General features: G+C 63.6%; 18 protein-coding genes. 14 read left to right on the top strand and 4 right to left on the bottom strand.

What is annotated here, in order from left to right:
- Positions 1-481: 481 nt before the first annotated feature.
- From AWB77_RS32090 to AWB77_RS32135, 10 genes are all read left to right on the top strand, one after another.
- A complete protein-coding gene (locus tag AWB77_RS32090; RefSeq protein WP_061138480.1) occupies positions 482-1888 on the top strand; it encodes a sugar porter family MFS transporter in 1407 nt (468 codons plus the stop codon).
- A gap of 131 nt (positions 1889-2019) precedes the next feature.
- Positions 2020-2769 carry a hypothetical protein gene (locus tag AWB77_RS32095; RefSeq protein ID WP_061138481.1) on the top strand — a complete coding sequence of 250 codons (750 nt, stop codon included), beginning with the start codon at positions 2020-2022 and terminating at the stop codon, positions 2767-2769.
- A gap of 195 nt (positions 2770-2964) precedes the next feature.
- Positions 2965-3615, top strand: coding sequence for a GntR family transcriptional regulator (locus AWB77_RS32100; RefSeq protein WP_061138482.1), 651 nt, complete (start codon positions 2965-2967; stop codon positions 3613-3615).
- Between the two features lie 122 nt (positions 3616-3737).
- On the top strand, positions 3738-5741 hold the full coding sequence (locus tag AWB77_RS32105) for an ABC transporter permease (RefSeq protein WP_061138483.1): 2004 nt from the start codon (positions 3738-3740) through the stop codon (positions 5739-5741).
- A gap of 2 nt (positions 5742-5743) precedes the next feature.
- Positions 5744-6601, top strand: coding sequence for an ABC transporter ATP-binding protein (locus AWB77_RS32110; protein WP_244158721.1), 858 nt, complete (start codon positions 5744-5746; stop codon positions 6599-6601).
- On the top strand, positions 6598-7308 hold the full coding sequence (locus AWB77_RS32115; RefSeq protein WP_061138484.1) for an ABC transporter ATP-binding protein: 711 nt from the start codon (positions 6598-6600) through the stop codon (positions 7306-7308). Before AWB77_RS32110 ends, AWB77_RS32115 begins: the two co-directional genes overlap by 4 nt.
- A gap of 40 nt (positions 7309-7348) precedes the next feature.
- Positions 7349-8476, top strand: a complete 1128-nt coding sequence (locus AWB77_RS32120; protein WP_061138485.1) for an ABC transporter substrate-binding protein — start codon at positions 7349-7351, stop codon at positions 8474-8476.
- 7 nt (positions 8477-8483) lie between these two features.
- Entirely contained in the window at positions 8484-9650 is a 1167-nt protein-coding gene (locus tag AWB77_RS32125; RefSeq protein ID WP_244158722.1) for an aromatic ring-hydroxylating oxygenase subunit alpha, read from the top strand.
- Positions 9647-10651 (top strand): NAD(P)-dependent oxidoreductase, encoded by a 1005-nt coding sequence (locus tag AWB77_RS32130; RefSeq protein ID WP_061138486.1) that lies wholly within the window; start codon positions 9647-9649, stop codon positions 10649-10651. Before AWB77_RS32125 ends, AWB77_RS32130 begins: the two co-directional genes overlap by 4 nt.
- A complete protein-coding gene (locus AWB77_RS32135) occupies positions 10648-11505 on the top strand; it encodes an amidohydrolase family protein (protein ID WP_061138487.1) in 858 nt (285 codons plus the stop codon). The genes AWB77_RS32130 and AWB77_RS32135 overlap by 4 nt, the downstream gene beginning before the upstream one ends.
- Before the next feature lie 9 nt (positions 11506-11514).
- Here the strand turns inward: AWB77_RS32135 and AWB77_RS32140 are convergent, their stop codons facing one another.
- Genes AWB77_RS32140 through AWB77_RS32155 form a run of 4 tightly spaced genes read right to left on the bottom strand, consistent with a single transcriptional unit; the run spans position 11515 to position 15688 of the window.
- A complete protein-coding gene (locus AWB77_RS32140; protein WP_061138488.1) occupies positions 11515-13110 on the bottom strand; it encodes a gamma-glutamyltransferase family protein in 1596 nt (531 codons plus the stop codon).
- Positions 13111-13137: 27 nt separating this feature from the next.
- Entirely contained in the window at positions 13138-13800 is a 663-nt protein-coding gene (locus AWB77_RS32145) for a GntR family transcriptional regulator (RefSeq protein ID WP_082852797.1), read from the bottom strand.
- Positions 13797-14276 (bottom strand): RidA family protein, encoded by a 480-nt coding sequence (locus tag AWB77_RS32150; RefSeq protein WP_244158723.1) that lies wholly within the window; start codon positions 14274-14276, stop codon positions 13797-13799. Before AWB77_RS32150 ends, AWB77_RS32145 begins: the two co-directional genes overlap by 4 nt.
- A 38-nt stretch (positions 14277-14314) precedes the next feature.
- Positions 14315-15688 (bottom strand): aspartate aminotransferase family protein, encoded by a 1374-nt coding sequence (locus AWB77_RS32155; RefSeq protein ID WP_061138490.1) that lies wholly within the window; start codon positions 15686-15688, stop codon positions 14315-14317.
- A 235-nt stretch (positions 15689-15923) separates the two neighbouring features.
- On the opposite strand from AWB77_RS32155, the gene AWB77_RS32160 reads away from it, so the two are divergent.
- The 4 genes from AWB77_RS32160 to AWB77_RS32175 are packed head-to-tail and all read left to right on the top strand — an operon-like array spanning position 15924 to position 19103.
- Entirely contained in the window at positions 15924-16814 is an 891-nt protein-coding gene (locus AWB77_RS32160; protein WP_061138526.1) for an arginase family protein, read from the top strand.
- 45 nt (positions 16815-16859) lie between these two features.
- Positions 16860-17651: an ABC transporter substrate-binding protein gene (locus AWB77_RS32165; protein WP_061138491.1), complete on the top strand. Its 792-nt coding sequence runs from the start codon at positions 16860-16862 to the stop codon at positions 17649-17651.
- A gap of 12 nt (positions 17652-17663) precedes the next feature.
- Entirely contained in the window at positions 17664-18356 is a 693-nt protein-coding gene (locus tag AWB77_RS32170) for an amino acid ABC transporter permease (RefSeq protein ID WP_061138492.1), read from the top strand.
- A 12-nt stretch (positions 18357-18368) separates the two neighbouring features.
- On the top strand, positions 18369-19103 hold the full coding sequence (locus tag AWB77_RS32175) for an amino acid ABC transporter ATP-binding protein (RefSeq protein ID WP_061138493.1): 735 nt from the start codon (positions 18369-18371) through the stop codon (positions 19101-19103).
- Positions 19104-19133 lie beyond the last annotated feature (30 nt).

Raw genomic sequence — 19133 nt, forward strand, 5'->3', positions numbered from 1 at the left:
ACGTACTGACGATGATTATTGTCCTAAGACAAAAACCTTCCTCTGATACTTCGTGTGAGACTCTTGATACTTTTGCTATTGCCGCAGCACCTAAGCACTGCAGCCGCACCCGCCATCAAGCGCCCACACTTATCGGCTGTTAGTTTTTAAAGAGCAATTGCCCAAGATTTCTTAGCGTTTTCGCTTCGTTTCTTGCGCGCCGTCATTCAACGGGAGGCGAATTATGCGGGGCTATTTCATCGGCGTCAAGCGTCTCTTTAAAAAAATTTGATCGGGTTATTTCGAGCGAAATCCAAGACCGAAGAATTGATCGGACACAATAAGCTGACAATTGACGCCGCAACGCAGTAGCGCCGACCCGCCCCGTGCTGAGACAATCGCGCGGGCGCTCACGCCGCGCTAATTCTCGTGTTCGATGATGCTCACAGATGGACGGTCGACGCGACGCCGCCCGCCCGCGATCAACCTGGAGCCTCATCGAATGAGCACTTTCGCCGACAGCCGCATCAGCACACCCTCCAAATCCAGACGCTATGGTCTTTTTGTCTGCCTCATGGCGGCGCTTGCCGGCCTGCTGTTCGGTCTCGACATCGGCGTGATCTCGGGCGCGCTGCCCTTCATCGCGAAGCACTTCGTTCTCGGCGACCGCGCGCAGGAATGGATCGTCAGTTCGATGATGGTCGGCGCGGCGATCGGCGCGTTGGGCGCCGGTTGGCTGTCGTGGCGTCTCGGCCGCCGCTACGCGCTCGTGCTCGCCGCGATACTCTTCATCGCCGGATCGTTGTGGTCCGGCTTCGCGCCGAGTCCGGAACATCTGATCGGCGCGAGACTGCTGCTCGGCCTTGCTGTCGGCATGGCGTCGTTCACCGCGCCGCTTTATCTATCCGAGGTCGCGCCGCGGCATGTGCGTGGCGCAATGATCTCGACGTATCAGTTGATGATCACCGTCGGCATTCTGGCCGCGTTTCTGTCGAACATCGGGCTTTCGTACGTGGCCGACTGGCGCTGGATGCTCGGCGTCATCGCGATTCCCGCCGCGTTCTTCCTCGCCGGCGTGCTCGCCCTTCCCGACAGTCCCCGCTGGCTGCTTCAGCGCAACCGCGCCGACGAAGCGCGCGCCGTCCTGCAGCGTCTCTATGCCAATCCGGACGATGCACAAGCCGAACTGGAACAGGTCAACGACGACAACACGCGCCCGCAACGCGGATGGAGCCTGCTGCGCAAGAACTCGAACTTCCGCCGCTCGGTGCTGCTGGGCGTCGTGCTGCAAATTTTCCAGCAACTTACCGGCATCAACGTCGTGATGTACTACGCGCCGCGCATCTTCGAACTGGCCGGATTCGCGACGCACGAGCAGCAATTGTGGGCAACGGTCATCGTCGGTCTCGTCAATGTATTGGCGACGTTCGGCGCGATCGCCTTCGTTGATCGTTGGGGCCGCAAGCCGATTCTCTATGCGGGGTGCGCCGTCATGGCTGCCGGCATGTGCTCGCTCGGTTTCCTTCTGCATGCTGGCGTTGCGGGTCTAACGTCGCAGATTCTCGCGGTCGCCTCGCTGTTGTTCTTCATCGCGGGCTTCGCCATGTCCGCCGGTCCGCTCGTGTGGATCCTGTGCTCGGAGATCCAGCCGCAGCAGGGACGCGACTTCGGCATCGCCGTGTCGACGCTCGTCAACTGGGTGGCCAACATGGCGGTCGCGGCGACGTTCCTCAGCTTGTTGTCGACGGTCGGCGAAGCGAATACCTTCGTGCTGTACGCGATCCTCAACGTGGTCTTTGCGATCTTCGTGTTCTTCTTCGTGCCCGAGACGCGCGGTGTCTCGCTCGAAAAGCTCGGCAGCGATCTGATGGCCGGCATGCGTCTGCGCGATCTCGGCAAGGGCAAATGAGTGGTCGACTGAACGCCTTGCTCTAAAGTCCTGACATTCGATGCCGTTATCGACGGGAACGACCGTAACGTTTAACTGCGGGCGCTTCATCAACATCTTGCGGGCACGCAAGTCAATACATAAGAACAAGCATGAAACTCGTCGTTGCGGTATCAGCATTCGCACTCGTTCTGGCCGGATGTGGTGGCGGTGGAGGCGGAGGCAGTTCCGATAACACGCCCGCAGTGCCCGAGGCGAACGCCGCCCAAGGCCTTTATTCCGGCACCGATGCGAACAACAACGTGATCGGCGGCGTCGTGCTCGACACGGGCGCGTTCTATTTCGTGTACGCCAACACGACGACCAACGCGTTCGGGCTCGTGCAAGGTGCGGCGTCGGCATCGCATGGAACGTTTCAGTCCGACAATGCGCGCACCTTCGACATCACCGGCAAGAGCGCAACGGATACGCCCGTCCTCGCGGGCTACAACGAAAAGAACAGCATTCAGGGCGCGGTCTATACGAGCGCGGCGAAGCAGGCGAGCATCCGCTTCAACGTCGTGTATGACGCGGCATATGAACGTCCGATCTCGTTATCGTCGGTTGCCGGAGCGTACTCGGGCGCGGCTGGATCGACGAAGGGCAACGAGACCACGACGTTCTCTATCGGCCAGGACGGCGCGATCAAGGGCTCGGGCTTGAGCGGCTGCACGTTCAGCGGAACGGCGACGCCTCACGCCGACAAGAACTACCTCGATACGACGATCACGTTCGGCGCCGCGCCTTGTCTGTATCCAAACGCGAAGGTCACGGGCGTCACCTTCTTCACGGGCCACGAGATACTCGCGGCTTTGACGCTTCCCGACCGGTCGGATGCCTTCGTGGTGGCTGCCACCAAGTAAGGCGTGTGACGCGGGCGCCAAACACGCACTGGGCGCCCTCTTTCCTTGCAGCAAACGCACGCGATCGACGGTTAGTTGCATGTAAATGACTAAGGGTAAACCCCAGTAGTGACACCCGATTTTTGAGGGTCTAAGGTTCATCCATTCATGCATGGATACACCCTTACAAACTTTACGTCTCGCGACGGGGGTTGCATGGCTGAATGGCACGGCATCCACGGCCTCTCGGCGGAAGACGAGGCGTATCGCTATATCGAACAGGCCATCCGCAGCGGACGATATCGCGCGGGCGAGCGGCTCATCGCAGAGGAAATCGCGGGCGATGTCGGGACGAGCCGCATGCCGGTGCGCGAAGCGTTTCGTCGGCTCGCGGCCGAAGGGCTTTTGCTGATCCGTGCGAATCGCGGCGCTATCGTGCGGGGGCTCGACGCCGCCGAGATGCACGAAGTCTTCGAAACGCGCGCGGTGCTCGAAGGGCTCGCCGCCGGCGTGGCCGCGACGCGCATGACGAAGAAAGACATGGCGACGCTCAGGCATTTGCTGGAGCGCATGGAAAGTGTCAGCGACGACGTCGCCGAATGGGTCACGCGTCATCGCGAGTTTCATGAATATCTGAGCGGACTCGCCGCAATGCCGCGCCTGCAACGGCAGATATCGAGCCTGCATTCGATCATCGAGCCGCACATGCGTATCTGGCTCGAACACGGAGAAAAGCCGATGACTTCCCGCCAGTTTCACGAAGCCATCCTGAACGCGGTTGAAAGCGGCGACCGCGATGTCGTCGAACAACTCGTGCGCGAGCACGTCCGCGCGACGATCGGACCGCTGGTCGAGCTCGTCCGCTGAAGCCGCGTCTCGTCTCGCTATCGATGATGCATCACACTCGTTGATTCGTCATCCGAATTAACTTGCCACGGTAACAGAAGCACGTTCCCCTGCCCGATCGACGCACGGAGAAAACGAACGTCATGCCGTATTTCGAACAACTGCTCCTCAATGGTCTCGTGATCGGCTCCATCTACGCGCTCGCTGCCGTCGCGTACACGCTGGTCTATGGCGTCGTCAAGCTGGTGAATTTCGCTTTCGGCGAACTCTTCATGCTGGGTGGATTCCTCACGCTCACGTTGATGACGAAGCAGATGACGCTCTTCGGCATTCAGATGCCGATGCCCGGACTCGACTTCTACATCGCCGGGCCGCTCGCGATCGCCGGTGTGGCCGCGCTCGGCGCGCTCATCGACGTGGTCGCGTATCGGCCGTTGCGCAACGCGCCGCGCCTGGCGCCGCTCATCACGTCGATCGCGATTTCCGTGCTGCTGCAAAGCGTCGCGCAGACCGTGTGGGGTCCGACATCGCTGCGCTTTCCGCCGCTGCCGGTCGGCGGATTGCCGCCGCTGTCGCTCGGCGTGGATCTGACCGTGACGCCATCGGAGCTTGCGGTCTTCGGATGCGCCATCGTCGCGATGATCGGCGTGCAGTTCTTCGTTTCCGCGACGTCGCTCGGCCGCGCGATGCGCGCTGCCGCGCAGGATTCGACGGCCGCATATCTCGTCGGCATTCCCGTGAACCGCATCATCTGCGCCGCGTTCGTGCTAGGTTCGGCGCTCGCGGCGTTCGCCGGCATTCTCTATGCACAATCCTTCCAGTTCGTCAGTCCGACGATGGGCTTCGTGCCCGGTCTGAAGGCGCTGACCGCGGCGGTGCTCGGCGGCATCGGCAGCATTCCGGGCGCCGCGCTCGGCGGCATCATTCTGGGCGTCGCCGAATCGGTGTGCGCGGGTTATCTGCCCGATGGCTCCGTCTATCAGGATGCGCTCAGCTTCGCACTGCTCGTGTTGCTCCTGCTGGTGCGCCCACAAGGTCTGCTCGGCCGCGCCGATCTCAACGTGAGCGCGCGCGGCAGTCTGATGTCGGGCGGTGGCTCCAGGCGCGCACCGGCGCTCGTCAAAATGTTCGGATCGCTGGATCGCGCGTTCGCCGCGCTCGGGCGCTTCGGCGAAAAGCGCGTCGCGTTCGGCGCGATGGCCATTGCGGTCGCGCTCGGCGTCGCGATCCGTTCCGACTACTGGCTGAGCATCCTCGTGATGGTGCTCGTCTACGGCATGCTCGCAAGCGGGCTGAACATCGTCGTCGGGCTGGCGGGTCTGCTCGATCTCGGCTTCATCGCGTTCTTCGCGATCGGCGCGTACTTCTCGTCGCTTATCTTCGTGAGCGTGATGCAGAACCACTTCGGCGTGGACACCGCGTCGATCTGGTGGCTCTTCTATCCGAACCTGATCGTGGGCGGCCTGCTTGCGGCGCTGCTCGGCGCGATCCTCGGCTATCCGACACTGCGCGTGCGCGGCGACTATCTCGCGATCATGACGCTCGGCTTCGGCGAGATCGTGCGCATCGTCGCAACGAACTGGATTTCCGTCACCAATGGTCCGATGGGCGTGCGCGGCATTCCCTCGCCGCAGTTCTTCGGCATGAGTTTCGATGAACCGCGCACGCAGTTCTTCTTCGCGCTCGCATTGACCGCGATCGTGCTGTTCGCAGTCGCGCGATTGTCGCGATCGTATGTAGGACGCGCCTGGGTCGCGCTGCGCGAGGACGAAGACGCCGCCGAGATGATGGGCGTCGCCGGCACGCGCTTCAAGCTGCTCGCATATGCGTGCAGCGGTTTCGTCGGCGGCGTCGTAGGCGTGTTCTACGCGCATCTTCAACAATACGTGAGTCCTGCGAGCTTCACGCTGTTCGAAAACATTCTCGTGCTGATGCTGATCGTGCTCGGCGGCCTCGGCACGCTCGTCGGGCCGTTCATCGGCGCGGCCATCTGGATCGTATTCCTGCAACTCTCGTTGAAGATACCGTTCGTGTCCGCCTATCCCGAGTCCCGCTACGTGCTGCTCGGCGTGCTGCTCGTCGCGCTGATGCTGTTCCGCCCCGAAGGCATCGCCGCGAAGGCGCGTCTTCGTCTCACGATGGAGTGACGATGACGAACGCTCGCGCACCTTCCATCGCCATGACCGTCGACACCGCGCACGCTCACGCCGATGCCACGCGCGCCGCGACGCAAGGCAGCGTCGGCGTGCCGCTCCGCGCGCAAGGCCTGACCGTGACCTTCGGCGGACTGACCGCCGTGAAGCAGCTCGATCTCGATGTCCAACAGCACGAGATACACGCGCTCATCGGACCGAATGGCGCGGGCAAGACGACGGTCGTCAACGCGCTGTCGGGCTTCGTGCGGCCGACAGCCGGCGAGGTCTGGATCAACGGCGCGAGTTCGCCGCGCTGGCGTTCGCACACGCTCGCGCGCGCCGGGCTCGGCCGCACTTTTCAGAACACGCGTCTCTTCGGTTCGATGAACGTGCTGGAGACCGTGCTCGTCGGCGCGCACAGCCGCTTCGACGGAGGCGCGCTCGCGGCGCTGCTGCGCACGAAGAAGGCGCGCGAACAGGAACAGGCGGCGATCGCCGACGCGCATCGGCTCATCGAATTCGTCGGGCTCGGCGCCGATGCCGCGGGCAAGCAGGCGAGCGCGTTGTCGTATGGTCATCAACGGCGCGTGGAGCTCGCGCGCGCGCTGATCGCACAGCCGCGCGTGCTGCTGCTCGACGAACCGCTCGCCGGCATGAACGTCAGCGAAAAGCTGGAACTCAGCGGCCTGATTCAGCAGATACGCGCATCGGGCGTGGCGATCCTTCTCATCGAACACGATATGGACGTGATCCGCACGCTTGCCGACCGCGTCACCGTGCTTCACTTCGGCAGCAAGCTGATCGAGGGCGCGGCCGCCGCCGTGCTCGCCCACGACGACGTGCAGTCCGCCTATCTGGGGAAAAGCCGATGAACGCGCCGCTACTCGAAGTCCGCGATCTGTGCGTGTCGTACGGCGGTGTGAAGGCCGTGCGCGGCGTGTCCTTCGATGTCGGCGATGGCGAAGTGGTGAGTCTCGTCGGCAGCAACGGCGCGGGTAAGACGAGCACCTTGCAGGCAATCTCGGGTCTGCATCGCGGCGCAACGGGCAGCGTGCGCTTTCGCGGCGCGCTCATCGACGCGCTCACGCCCGATCAGCGCGTGAAGGCGGGCATCGCGCACGTTCCGGAAGGACGCCGCGTGTTCCCGGGCCTGAGCGTCGAAGAGAACCTGCAACTCGGCGCGTATCTGCGGCGCGATCGCCGCGAGATCAAACGCGACATGGCCGACATGTTCGCGCTCTTCCCGATTCTTCACGAACGCCGGCGTCAGGCGGCGGGCACGCTGTCGGGCGGCGAACAGCAGATGCTCGCGATCGCCCGCGCGATGATGTCGCGCCCCGCGCTGCTCATCCTCGACGAACCGACGATGGGTCTCTCGCCGCGCATGATCGGCGTCGTGCTCGACACGCTGCACAAGATTCGCGAGAAGCGCATACCGATCCTGCTCGTCGAGCAGAACACCGTCGAAGCCATCCGCATGGCCGATCACGTCTATGCGATGCGCGTCGGTGAAGTCGTCAGCCGTCAGAGCGGCGCGAGCATCACCGAGTCATCGCTCAAGGCGTTCTATCTGAGCTGAACACGCACATCGATCATTCACACTCGAAGGGAAAACGATCATGAACGTTCTTCGCAGCCTGTGTCCTATCGCGCTCGCGCTTTCGCTCGCCGCATCGCCGGCGTGGGCGGACGACGCGGTGCACGTCGCCTTCACCGCCACGCTCACGGGCGATTTCGCCACCTACGGCGTGAGCGGCAAGAAGGGTTTCGATCTCGCCATCGCGGACCTTGCCGCGCAAGGCGGGCCGAAGATCGCCGTCGATACTGTCGACGATCACGGCCAGCCGAACGACGGCGTGCTCGCCGCGAACCGCTTCTGCGGCGACGATGGCACCGTGGCGGTCGTCGGCTACACGTTCAGTTCGATCGCGCTCGCCACCGTGCCGCTCTACAAGAAGTGCAAGATGCCGACGATCGGCACGGCGGTCACGAGCCCGCAACTCTCGAATAGCAGTCCGTGGTTTCGCCGCGTGGTGCTGACCGACGCCATTCAAGGCAAGATGATGGGCCAGTACACGGCCAGTCAGCTGCATGTGAAGACCGTGTACACGCTTTATCAGCAGGACGACTATGGGCTCGGCGTGAACGGCGCGTTCAAGGCGGCGTATCAGGAAGCGGGCGGAAAGATCGTCGGCGAAGGCGGTTACGTGCTCGGCACGAAAGACTTCCGCACGATTCTGACCAAGGTGAAGGCGGCGCATCCGGACGGGCTTTTCATCGGCGGCTTTTATACGGAGGCCGCGCAGATCGTCACGCAGGCAAAGGCGCTCGGCATCGATGCGAAGATTCTCGGCACCGATGGCTCGTTGTCGCCGCAGCTCATCAGTCTTTCCAACAATGCCGTCGATGGCATGACGCTCTACGGCATGTTCGATCCCGATGCGTCGTCGCATTCCTCGTCGCAGAGCGCGGCGTTCGTGAAGGCGTTCACCGCGAAATACGGCGAGGCGCCGGATAGCTGGGCCGCGCTCGGCTACGACGCGGGGCTTGCCATCGGCAACGCGGTGAAGGCAGCGAAAGCGAAAGGACCGGTCACGCGCGATTCGGTGAACGCGGCGTTATCGACGGTGAACGTCGCGGGCGTGACGGGACCGGTATCGTTCGAAAAGAGCGGCGATCGCAAGGGCACGCTCTATTTCTTCACCGCGCACGACGGCAAGTTCGCGCTCGCCGGACAGCAGAAATGAGTCGCGCATGAAGGACGACACCATGCACTCCGACATCACGCAGCGCCCGGCGCCGTTCATCTGGTCGGGCAAGTCGCTCGGACAGGCGCGCAGCATGCCGGGCAGCTTCTATACCTCGCGCGAAGTGTTCGAGGCCGAGCGCGAGCATGTGTTTCTCAGGCACTGGTTCTTCGCCGGGCGCGCGGACGAGCTGCGCAAGCCGGGCGACTATCGCGCGATCGACACCGCGGGCGGCCCCGTCCTCCTCACGCGCGACGAAAACGGCGAACTGCATGCGTTCGCCAATACGTGCCGGCATCGCGGCGCGCAACTGCTCGAAGGCTGCGGCGCGAAACGCAGCATCGTGTGCCCCTATCACGCGTGGTCGTACCGGCTCGACGGTTCGTTGCTGCGCGCGCCGGGCACGCAGGACGTGCCGGGCTTCGATGCCGCATCGGAAGGCCTGATACCGGTGCGCATGAGCGACTGGAAAGGGAACCTCTTCCTCAACTTCGATGCCGGTGCCGACGATCTCGACACGCATCTCGGTACCTATCCGGAACTCTTCGCGTCGCATCGCGTGGAGGACATGCGTTGCATGTTTCGCGTCGATCTACCGGCCGCGTGCAACTGGAAAATGCTGCTCGAAAACGCGATGGAGACATATCACACGGGACTCGTTCACGCGCGCACGGTGGGTGCGCAAACCAGCCTGACGTTTCCCGGCGGCCCGAACTGGCACGCGATTCAGGTGCAATCGGACGTATCGACCGCCGTGCTCGACAAGAGCGCACCGCCGCCCTTTCCGCAGATCGATGGCTTGAGCGACATCGCGCGCAAGGGCACGTTCTTCACGCTGATCGAGCCGCTCACGCAGCTTGTTTTCGCGCAGGACTGCATGTGGTGGCTCGCCGTTCTTCCGTTGGCCGCAGACCGTTCGGTGCTGAGCGTCGGCGGATGCTTCCCGCGTGCATACACCGAGATGCCCGACTTCGACGAGCGTGCGCGTCCGTACTTCGAGCGCTGGGAAGCGGTCGCGCGCGAGGACGTCGCGATACTCGAAAAGCAGCAGCGCGGCGTGGGTTCCGTGCTGTACAGGCCGGGCGTGCTGTCGTCGCGCGACGACGTGGTGCACGCGATGAACAGTTGGGTCGCCGCGCGGCTGCCCGCCCATCTCACAGGAGGATCCGCGTGACGCGCGTGCTCATCACCCATAACAACGCTCTGCTCGAAAACTTCTATAGCGCGCGCGCCGTCGAGCGTCTGCGCGAGTTCGTCGACGTGAAGATGAACGGCACGGACACACCGCTTCAGGGCGATGCGCTCGTCGAGGCCGCGCAGGATTGCGACATCGTCATTTCGGATCGCCTCGCGCCCGGCACCGCCGATGTCTTCGACCGCCTGCCACAGCTTGCCGCCTATCTGCGCTGCGCGGTCGATATCCGCAATGTCGATGTCGCGGCGGCGTCGCGCAATGGCATTCTCGTCGTGCGCTGCAGCGCGGGCTATGCTGAAGCCGTCTCCGAACTCGCGCTCGGCCTGATGATCGATCTAGCGCGCAAGGTCAGCGAGAGCGATGCGCGTTACAAGGACGGCATCGCCGATCATCCGATGGTGCTCGGCCGCCAGCTCTACGGCAGCACGATCGGCGTGGTCGGCTATGGCGCGATCGGACGGCGCATCGTCGATCTCGCGCTTGCGTTCGGCATGCGCGTGCTCGTCAACGATCCGTATGTCGAGATTCATCACGGCGCGGTGACGCAGGTGGCTTTGCCCGATCTGTTGCGCGAGGCGCATTTCGTCGTCTGCGCAGCCTACGCGACGCCGGAAACCACCAATATGTTCGACGAGCGCGCCTTCGCGCAGATGCGCAGCGACGCCTTCTTCGTCAACATATCGCGCGGGGTGCTCGTCGATGAAGCCGCGCTCGAAGCCGCGCTCACGTCGGGACGAATCGCGGGCGCGGGTCTCGATGTCGGACGTGGCAAGGACGAGCAGCCGAATCCGGCCATCGCGCGTTTGCCGAATGTCATCGCGACGCCGCATGTGGCCGGCCTCACGCCGGAAGCGTCGGATTATCAGGCGGTCGAAACGGTGCAACAGGTGCGCGATCTGCTCGCGGGCCGGCCCGTGGCGCTCGCGGTGAATCCGCGCGACGCGCATCGTGCGGCGCGCCTTGCGCGGAGCGGCGTATGACGGCGCGCGATATCCGCTATCCGTCCGCACCCGCGACGCCGCTGCCCGCAGGCGCCACGGATTGCCACATGCACGCGTATCTCGCGCCGTCCGAATTGCCGACCGATGCCGCCGCCGCGTTTCCGCCGGTGCCGCATGGCAGCATCGCAAACTATCTCGACGTGCAGAAGCGCCTCGGACTATCGCGCGCGGTCGTCGTGCAACCTTCGGTCTACGGCTTCGACAACTCACCGACGCTCGCGGCGATGGCCGCGCTCGGCGAGAACGGACGCGGTATCGTAGTGGTCCCGCCTTATGTTTCGGATGACGAACTATCTCAACTGACGGCACTCGGCGCGCGCGGCGTGCGCTTCTTCATGCTGCCGGGCGGAGCGTTACCCTGGGATTGTCTGGCCGATCTAGCGGCGCGCGTCGCGCCCTTCGGCTGGCACGTGCAACTGCAAACCGATGGCAGCACGCTCGCCGATCGCGCGTCGTTGCTGCATGCGCTGCCGTGCAGGCTCGTCATCGATCACAATGGCAAATTCCTCGCGCCCGTCGAGACGACGCACGCGGGCTTTCGCACGCTGCTCGAGCTTGTCGATCGCGGCAATACGTGGGTCAAGACGTCGGGCGTGTACGAGACATCGCTTGCGGGCGCGCCGGGCTACGCGGATGTCGCGGTGCTCGCGAAAAAGCTGATCGATGCCGCGCCCGAGCGATGTCTCTTCGCGACCAACTGGCCGCATCCGAGCAAGCCCGATGCACCGCCCGACGACGGTCATCTGATCGATCTGTTCATGCAGTGGTGCGGTAACGCGCGTACCGCCGCACGCATCATGGTCGACAACGCGGCCGAGGTTTACGGCTTCTAGCCATCTCGTTCAAATCCCGAGCGCGCAGCCGTCCTTGCGATGATCCGACGCGCCCGACAGCGTGCCGTTCTCCCAGTCGATGGAGATCGCCTGGCCGCCGCCGATCGCCCAGCTCGGCGGCACGAGCCTGAAGCCGCGTTCGGTCAATGCGCTTTTGACCGCTTCGGGCAGCGTGCCTTCTGCCTCGACGTGATCCGTGCCGGGCACCGGAAACACGCGCGGCAGATCGAGCGCCGTCTGCATGTCGAGACCGTAGTCGAGCAGCTTCGAGACGAAATGCGCGTGACCCATCGCCTGATAATGTCCGCCCATCACGCCGAACACCGTGCGCACCTTGCCGTCGCGCGTCATCATGCCGGGGATGATCGTGTGCATCGGCCGCACGTGTGGCGCGATGGCGTTCGGATGGCCCGCCTGCATCGAGAAACTCTGGCCGCGGTTGTGCAGCATCACGCCGAATTCCGGCGACATGATGCCCGAGCCGAACGGATGAAAGAGCGAGTTGATGAAGCTCGCGCAGTTGCGGTCCTTGTCGACGACGCAGATGTACACCGTGTCCTTGTGCTCCGTCGCGGACGATGCTTCCATCGCGTGACGCGACTGCTTCGCATCGATCTTCGCGCGCAACGCATCGACGTTCGCGTCCGACAGCAATTCGTCTACGTTCAGCTTGCCGCCTGCGCGCGGATCGCCGAGCGATGCATCGCGTATCGAATAGGCAAGACGCGTTGCCTCGATCTCGCGATGCAGACGTTCCGCGCTCAAGGGATCGCCGTCCGCCGCGAAGCCTTCGAGTATCTTCAGAATCAGCAGCGCAACGACGCCCTGCCCGTTCGGCGGACATTCGTGAACGTCGTATCCGCGAAAGCTCGCCTTGATCGGCTGCACGTATTCGCCGCGATAACGCGCGAAGTCGTCCAGCGTGTGCAGGCCGCCATGACCGCGCAGACAGTCGACGATGTCGCGCGCGATCGGCCCGCGATAAAACGCATCGCGCCCGCGCGCGGCGATGAGCTCGAACGCGCGCGCAAGCTCGGGCTGCGCGTGCAGCGCGCCGGCTTCGGGCGCGCGTCCGTCGATCAGCATGCGCGTGCGGCTTATGTCGTCGGCGGCGAGCACGTCGCGCTGCTTCGCCCAATCCGACGCCGCGCGCGGCGCCACCGCATAGCCGTCACGCGCGAGCGCGACGGCCGCTGCAAGCAGGCGGCCGAGCGGCATCGAGCCGTGATCCGCGACGAGCGTCGCCCATGCATCGACCGCGCCCGGCACCGTAACCGCGTGCGGCGACCGACGCGCGATCGCCGTCACGCCGAGCGCGTGCAACGCGTCGACGCTGGCGGCTTGCGGCGCCCATCCCGAGCCGTTGAACGCGATGATGTCGTCCGTGCCGCGCTTCGAATAGAGCGCGAAGCAATCGCCGCCGATGCCCGTCGATCCCGGCTCGACGACGCACTGCACCGCGCACGCCGCAACCGCCGCGTCCATCGCGTTGCCGCCCGCTTCGAGAATGCGGATGGCCGCATACGACGACGCCGGATGAGAGGTCGCTGCCATGCCGTCCTTCGCCATCACGATGGAGCGCCCCGGCGCCTCGAAATTTCTCATCTCGCTGTTTCCTCGCAAAGCACGGAACTACGATTTCACGAATTCGACCAGCGCGGGAATCGTCGCGCGGACATGCTCGCGCACGGCCTCTTCGACGCGCTTCGGATCGCCGCTTTGCAGCACGTCGATGAGACCGCCGTGATCTTCGCGCGATGTCATCGGCTTGTCGGCATGCTCGAGCCAGATACGCATATATGGCTCGATCGCGGAGTGAAGTCCGGACAACTGGCGCACGAGGCGCGGCATGCCCGCGAGGCCGGTCAGATACTCGTGAAAATCGCGGTGATACGTAACCCACAGCGAGTGATCCGCGTTGGCGTTCTCCATGCGATCGAGCAGATGTTCGAGATTGGCGATGCCGTGCCGATCGATCTTCGGCACCGCCATGCGCGCCGCGAGGCCTTCGAGCGCGGCGCGAATTTCGAACACTTCGCGCATTTCGTCGGCGTCGAGTCCGCGCACGACGACGCCGCGATTCGGCCGGATGCGCAGCAAACCCTCCGCCGACAGCCGGCGAAACGCTTCGCGCACCGGCATGCGGCTCGTGCCGATCTCTGCTGCGATGTCCTCGGCGACGAGACGTTCGCCCGCGCGATAACGTCCCGCGCGGATCGCGCTCTCGATGAAGCGATAGGCTTCGTCTTCGGCCGAAAGCGAGACGCCGCTCGTCGCGAGAAGGTCGGGCATCATGGTCTCCTTGCGGGCTCCGCTATTTCGACGGTGACCCAGGTTTCGAAGCAATAGTCGTCGGCGAGCGATGTCACGCCGATGGTCGCGCGCGGCGCAACCGCGATCTCTTCGCCGAAGACATCGACGAGGAAATCGGTCATTGCGCTCGCGACAAGATGCGGCGCAGTGAAATCCGGATCGCATGCGACGAAGTTCAGCACGCGCGCGAATCCGACGACGCGATCCAGATCGCCGACCGCGTTCTTGATCGCCGCGACGCAATTGATGCCCGTCTGACGCGCGGCCTGCCTCGCGTCTTCGACGGAGATCGAGCGGCCCACGCGGCCGGGAAAGCGCGCGTTGCCATCGGCGTCGATTCCCGCCGTCTGTCCCGACAGCAGCAGCAACTGGCCGTACTCGTAGTGCGGCTTCATCTTGCCGTACTTCGTGCCGTAGTACGACGGCCCGACTTCGTTCAGCGGAAGTTCGATGCTCATGTCCCGCAATCGGCTTTCGATACGCATGCTCTCGTCCGTCATGGTTTCACCTGCCGGGCGACATCGTCGATGGCGGCGCTCACGCGGTTCAGAAGATCGTCGAGTTCCTGCTCGCTGATGATGAGCGGCGGACACAATGCGACCGCATCGCCGATATTGCGCGTGATGACATGGCGTCGCGCAAGCGCTTCGGACGCGAGCGCACCGAGCTTGCCCGGCATCTCGAGAGGCGTCTTGTCTTCCTTCGACGCCACGAGTTCTATCGCGCCGATCAGCCCGACGCCGCGCACCTCGCCGACCAGCGGATGCGCGGCCAGTTCCGCGAGCCGCGCGTGCATGCGCTCTCCAAGCACGCGCGCGCGTTCGACGAGCCCGCGTTCCTCGATGATCGCGAGGTTCTCCAGCGCAACCGCCGCCGCGACCGGATGACCGCCAGCAGTAAAGCCGTGTCCGAAGGTCATGCGACGCTCGCTTTCCTCGGCCACCGGCCGATAAATCCTCTCGCTGATCATCACCGCCGATATCGGCATGTACGAAGACGACAGTTGCTTGGACAGGATCATGATGTCTGGCGTCAATTCATAGTGTTCCGAACCAAATGCGCGCCCGAGACGCCCGAATCCGCAGATGACTTCATCGGCGACGAGCGGAATCTCGTACTTGCGCAACACCGCCTGCATCTTCGGCCAATAGCCCGAAGGCGGCGGAATGACGCCGCCGGCGCCGATCAGCGGTTCCGCGAACATCGCGACGATGGTATCCGCGCCTTCGCGCCGGATCAGCGCGTCGAGTTCGCTTGCGAGGCGCGTCGAGAATGCGTCCTCGGTTTCGCCCGCCTGACCTTCGCGATAGAAATGCGGTGCGCTCAAGTGCAGAAAGCCGTCGAGCGGCAGGTCGAAACCGCCGTGAACGTGCGGCATGCCGGTGAGACTCGCGGAGCCGATCGTCACGCCGTGATACGCGCGTTGCCGGCTGATGATCTTCTTTTTCGCCGGCTTGCCGAGCGCGTTCGCCCAGTACCAAAGCAGCTTGATCGCGGTGTCGTTCGCCTCCGACCCGGAATTGGTGAAGAACACCTTGCTCATCGGCACGGGCGCCATGTCGATCAGCTTTGCAGCTAGATCGATCAATGGCTGATGCGAGCGCTGCACGAACGAGTGATAGAACGGCAGCACGGACATCTGCCGCAAGGCGGCATCGATGAGGCGCTGCTCGCTGAAACCCAGCGCCACGCTCCATAAGCCCGACAGCGCTTCGATGTACTTCTGCCCGTGTTCGTCGAAAACATGGATGCCTTCGCCGCGCATCATGACTTTCCCGCCTTCGTGCGCGTTCTTTACGGCGTTCGTGAACGGATGCAGGTGGAACTGTGCGTCGCGTTGCGACAGCGTGCTGACTTCGCTCGAATCCATGTTGTTCCTCGCATGATCGATGCGTCGATTTACAACTGTAAGACTGGATACACGTATGTCGTGATGGATGCTATTCGATCGAATTTGCGATGTAAAGACTCTCAGACGCGAGTCCATTCATCTGCTTATATCGCATAGCGATCTTTGTTTACCGCTTTGCGTGACGACATGTGCGCAACTATCATCGGTTCGTACATCGCACCGGGAGGAACGATCGATGTCATTCGCAACGTTCATGGGCGTTCCGATGAAGACCGACGCGGCCGCAACGGGCGCGTCGCGCGCCTGCGTGCTCGGCGTTCCATTCGATTGCGGCACGCATCCGTTTCGCGTCGGCTCGCGTGAAGGTCCGGATGCAATCCGCCGGCAATCGCGTCTTCTGCGTCCGTTTTTCGTCGATCCGCAAGGGCGTCCCGCCAATCCGCTCGAAGCGCTTCGCCTCGTCGATGCAGGCAATGTACATTGCCATCCCGGCGACATCGCGCGTAGCTACCCGCTGATCGAACGCGCGATGGACGAGTTGCTCGACGCCGGCATGACACCCGTCACGATGGGCGGCGACGGCGCAGTGACGCTGCCGCAACTGCGCGCGGTGAGGAAGCGTTATTCCGACCTGGTCGTGTTGCATATCGATGCACACACCGACACTTACGATCTCGACGGCTTCAACACGGCCACGACGTTCACGCGCGCTGCCGAAGAAAAATTGGTCGATGCACACGCCAGCTTTCACGTCGGCGCACGCGGCACGACGTTCATCGACGGCGTGATCGGGTTCGGGCGCTCGCTCGGCTTCAACGTCGTGCCCTTCTCCGAGTTCGAAGCGGATCGCGAAGGCTGCATCGCGCGGATCCGGGAGCGCATCGGCGAGCGGCCCGTTTATCTGTGCTTCGACATGGATATCTTCGATCCGTCATGCGCGCCCGGCGTCTGCACGCCGGAATGGGGCGGATTCAATCCGAAGGAAGGCATCGCGCTGTTGCGCGCGTTCGCGGGCATGAACTTCGTTTCGTTCGATGTGAACACCGTTTCGCCCGCGCAGGACATCGGCGACGCCACCGCGTTTCTCGCCGCGACCGTGATGCTGGAATGCTGCGCGCTCGCCGCGCAGACGCCCTCTCGTTAGCCGCACGCCGGTTCATCGTTCCAACACTTGCGAAAGAGACCCGTCATGAGCAGTCTGAAAACGCTGTCGTTGCTCGTCGCGTCGTGCGCGAGCCTGATCGCGCTGCCCGCCGGCGCACGCACGCTCGCCGAGGTCATGCAGACCAAAACGCTGAACGTCGTGACGACGGCATCGAGTCCGCCGCACGGCTTTCTCGATCCGGCATCGAACTCGATGAAAGGCATCATGGTCGATGTCGCCGATGCGATCGGCAAGCGTTTGGGCGTCACGGTGAAACTCACCGACGTGCCGTTCGACGGCCTCATTCCGACGCTCACGTCCGGCCGCGCCGATGTCATGGCCGCGCCGCTTTTCATCACGGAAGAGCGCGCGCAAGTGGTCGATTTCAGCGCGCCGATCTACGGCTGGGGTGAAGGCGTCGCGGTCCGCGACGGCGACAAGAAGCACTACGGCTCGCTCGACGATTTCAAGGGCGCGAAGGTCGGCACGCTCGTCGACAGCGTGCAGTACAAGATGATCAAGGCGCTTCCGGGCACCGATGTATCGACGTATCAGGATTACTTTTCGCTGCTCGCCGATGTGCGCGTGGGCCGCATCGATCTCGGCGTGGTCGATCCGCCGAGCGTGCTTTATCAGATCAAGGCGAAGTCGATTCCCGGCGTGAAGCTCGACGCGGGTTATCGCGCGCAGAAGCAATGGCAAGTCGGCGCGTGCACGCAAAAGAACAATCCGACGCTGCTCGCTGCCGTCAACGACGCGCTCGCGAAGATGAAGCAGGACGGCGAACTGCATACGATCCTCGCGAAGTGGGGCGTCGCGAACATGGAAAGCCATTGAACGGAGCACGCGATGACGCCCGAGATACTCAAGACCTATCTGGAGCCGCTCTTGCAAGGCGCATGGTGGACGATCGCGCTCTTCGCGGCGTCGTCGCTGCTCGCGGTGGCGCTCGGGCTGGCGGTGTGCTTCTGCCGCATGTCGTCGATGAAGCCGGTGCGAACGGCCGCGAAGGTCTACATCGACATCGTTCGCGGCACGCCGCTGCTCGTGCAGCTTTTCTTTCTCTACTATGGCCTGCCCGAGCTTGGCGTCGTGATCCCCGGTTTCGTCGCCGGCGTGCTCGGGTTGGTGCTCAACTTCGGCGCGTATCTCGCGGAGCTTTTTCGCGGCGGCATCCAGTCGGTCGATAACGGGCAGTTCGAAGCATCGCGCGCGCTCGGCATGACGCGCGCCCAGCGCATGCGCGTGATCGTGATGCCGCAGGCGCTGCGCACGATTTTCCCGGCGCTCGGCAATTACGCGCTGGTGCTCGTGAAGGATACGTCGCTCGTCGCCGTCATCAGCGTGTACGAGTTGATGCGCGCGGGGCAGATGCTTGCCGGCGCCACGTTTCGTTCGCTGCTCGTGTACTCGCTCGTCGGCGCGATTTACTTCGTGATGTGCGGCGTGCTGTCGTATCTCTTTCGTCGCGCGGAGAAGTCGCTGTCGATTCCAGGCTACTGGAGCGGTGCGCCGGATCACAATCCCGCCGCAATAATCTGACAGGAGCGACGCATGGAACCGATCATCTCGATGCGCGCCGTCTCCAAGTGGTATGGCGACTTCCAAGTGCTCGACAACGTCGATCTCGACGTGCAGCCCGGTGAACGACTCATTCTGTGCGGCCCCTCCGGCTCAGGCAAGTCGACGACGATTCGTCTCGTCAACGCGCTCGAGGATCATCAGGAAGGCGAGGTCGTCGTGAACGGCGTCACGCTCGATGGCCGCGCGATCAGTATTCGCCGCGTGCGCGCGGACGTCGGCATGGTGTTTCAGCATTTCAACCTCTTCCCTCATCTGAGCGCGCTCGGCAATTGCACCGCGGCGCTGCGGCTCGTCAAGAAGATGTCCGCGAAAGATGCCGACGCGCTCGCCATGCATTATCTCGAGCGCGTGAAACTCGGCGCGCATGCGCACAAGCATCCGGGCCAGTTGTCGGGTGGACAGAAGCAGCGGGTCGCGATCGCGCGCAGCCTGTGCATGCAGCCGCGCATCATGCTGTTCGACGAGCCGACTTCCGCGCTCGATCCCGAGATGGTCAAGGAAGTGCTCGACACGATGATGCAGCTCGCGCGCGACGGCATGACCATGATCTGCGTCACGCACGAGATGGGTTTCGCGCGTGAAGTGGGCGATCGCATCGTGTTCATGGATCATGGCAAGATCGTTGAAAGCTGCGAGCCGCAGCGCTTCTTCAATGCGCCGCAATCGGCGCGGGCGCGCGAGTTCCTCGGGCAGATCGTCGCCTGAAGCACGCGCCGATGACGCTCGCGAGAAGCG

This window comes from Caballeronia fortuita, from assembly GCF_001544835.2.
Lineage (GTDB): Bacteria > Pseudomonadota > Gammaproteobacteria > Burkholderiales > Burkholderiaceae > Caballeronia > Caballeronia fortuita.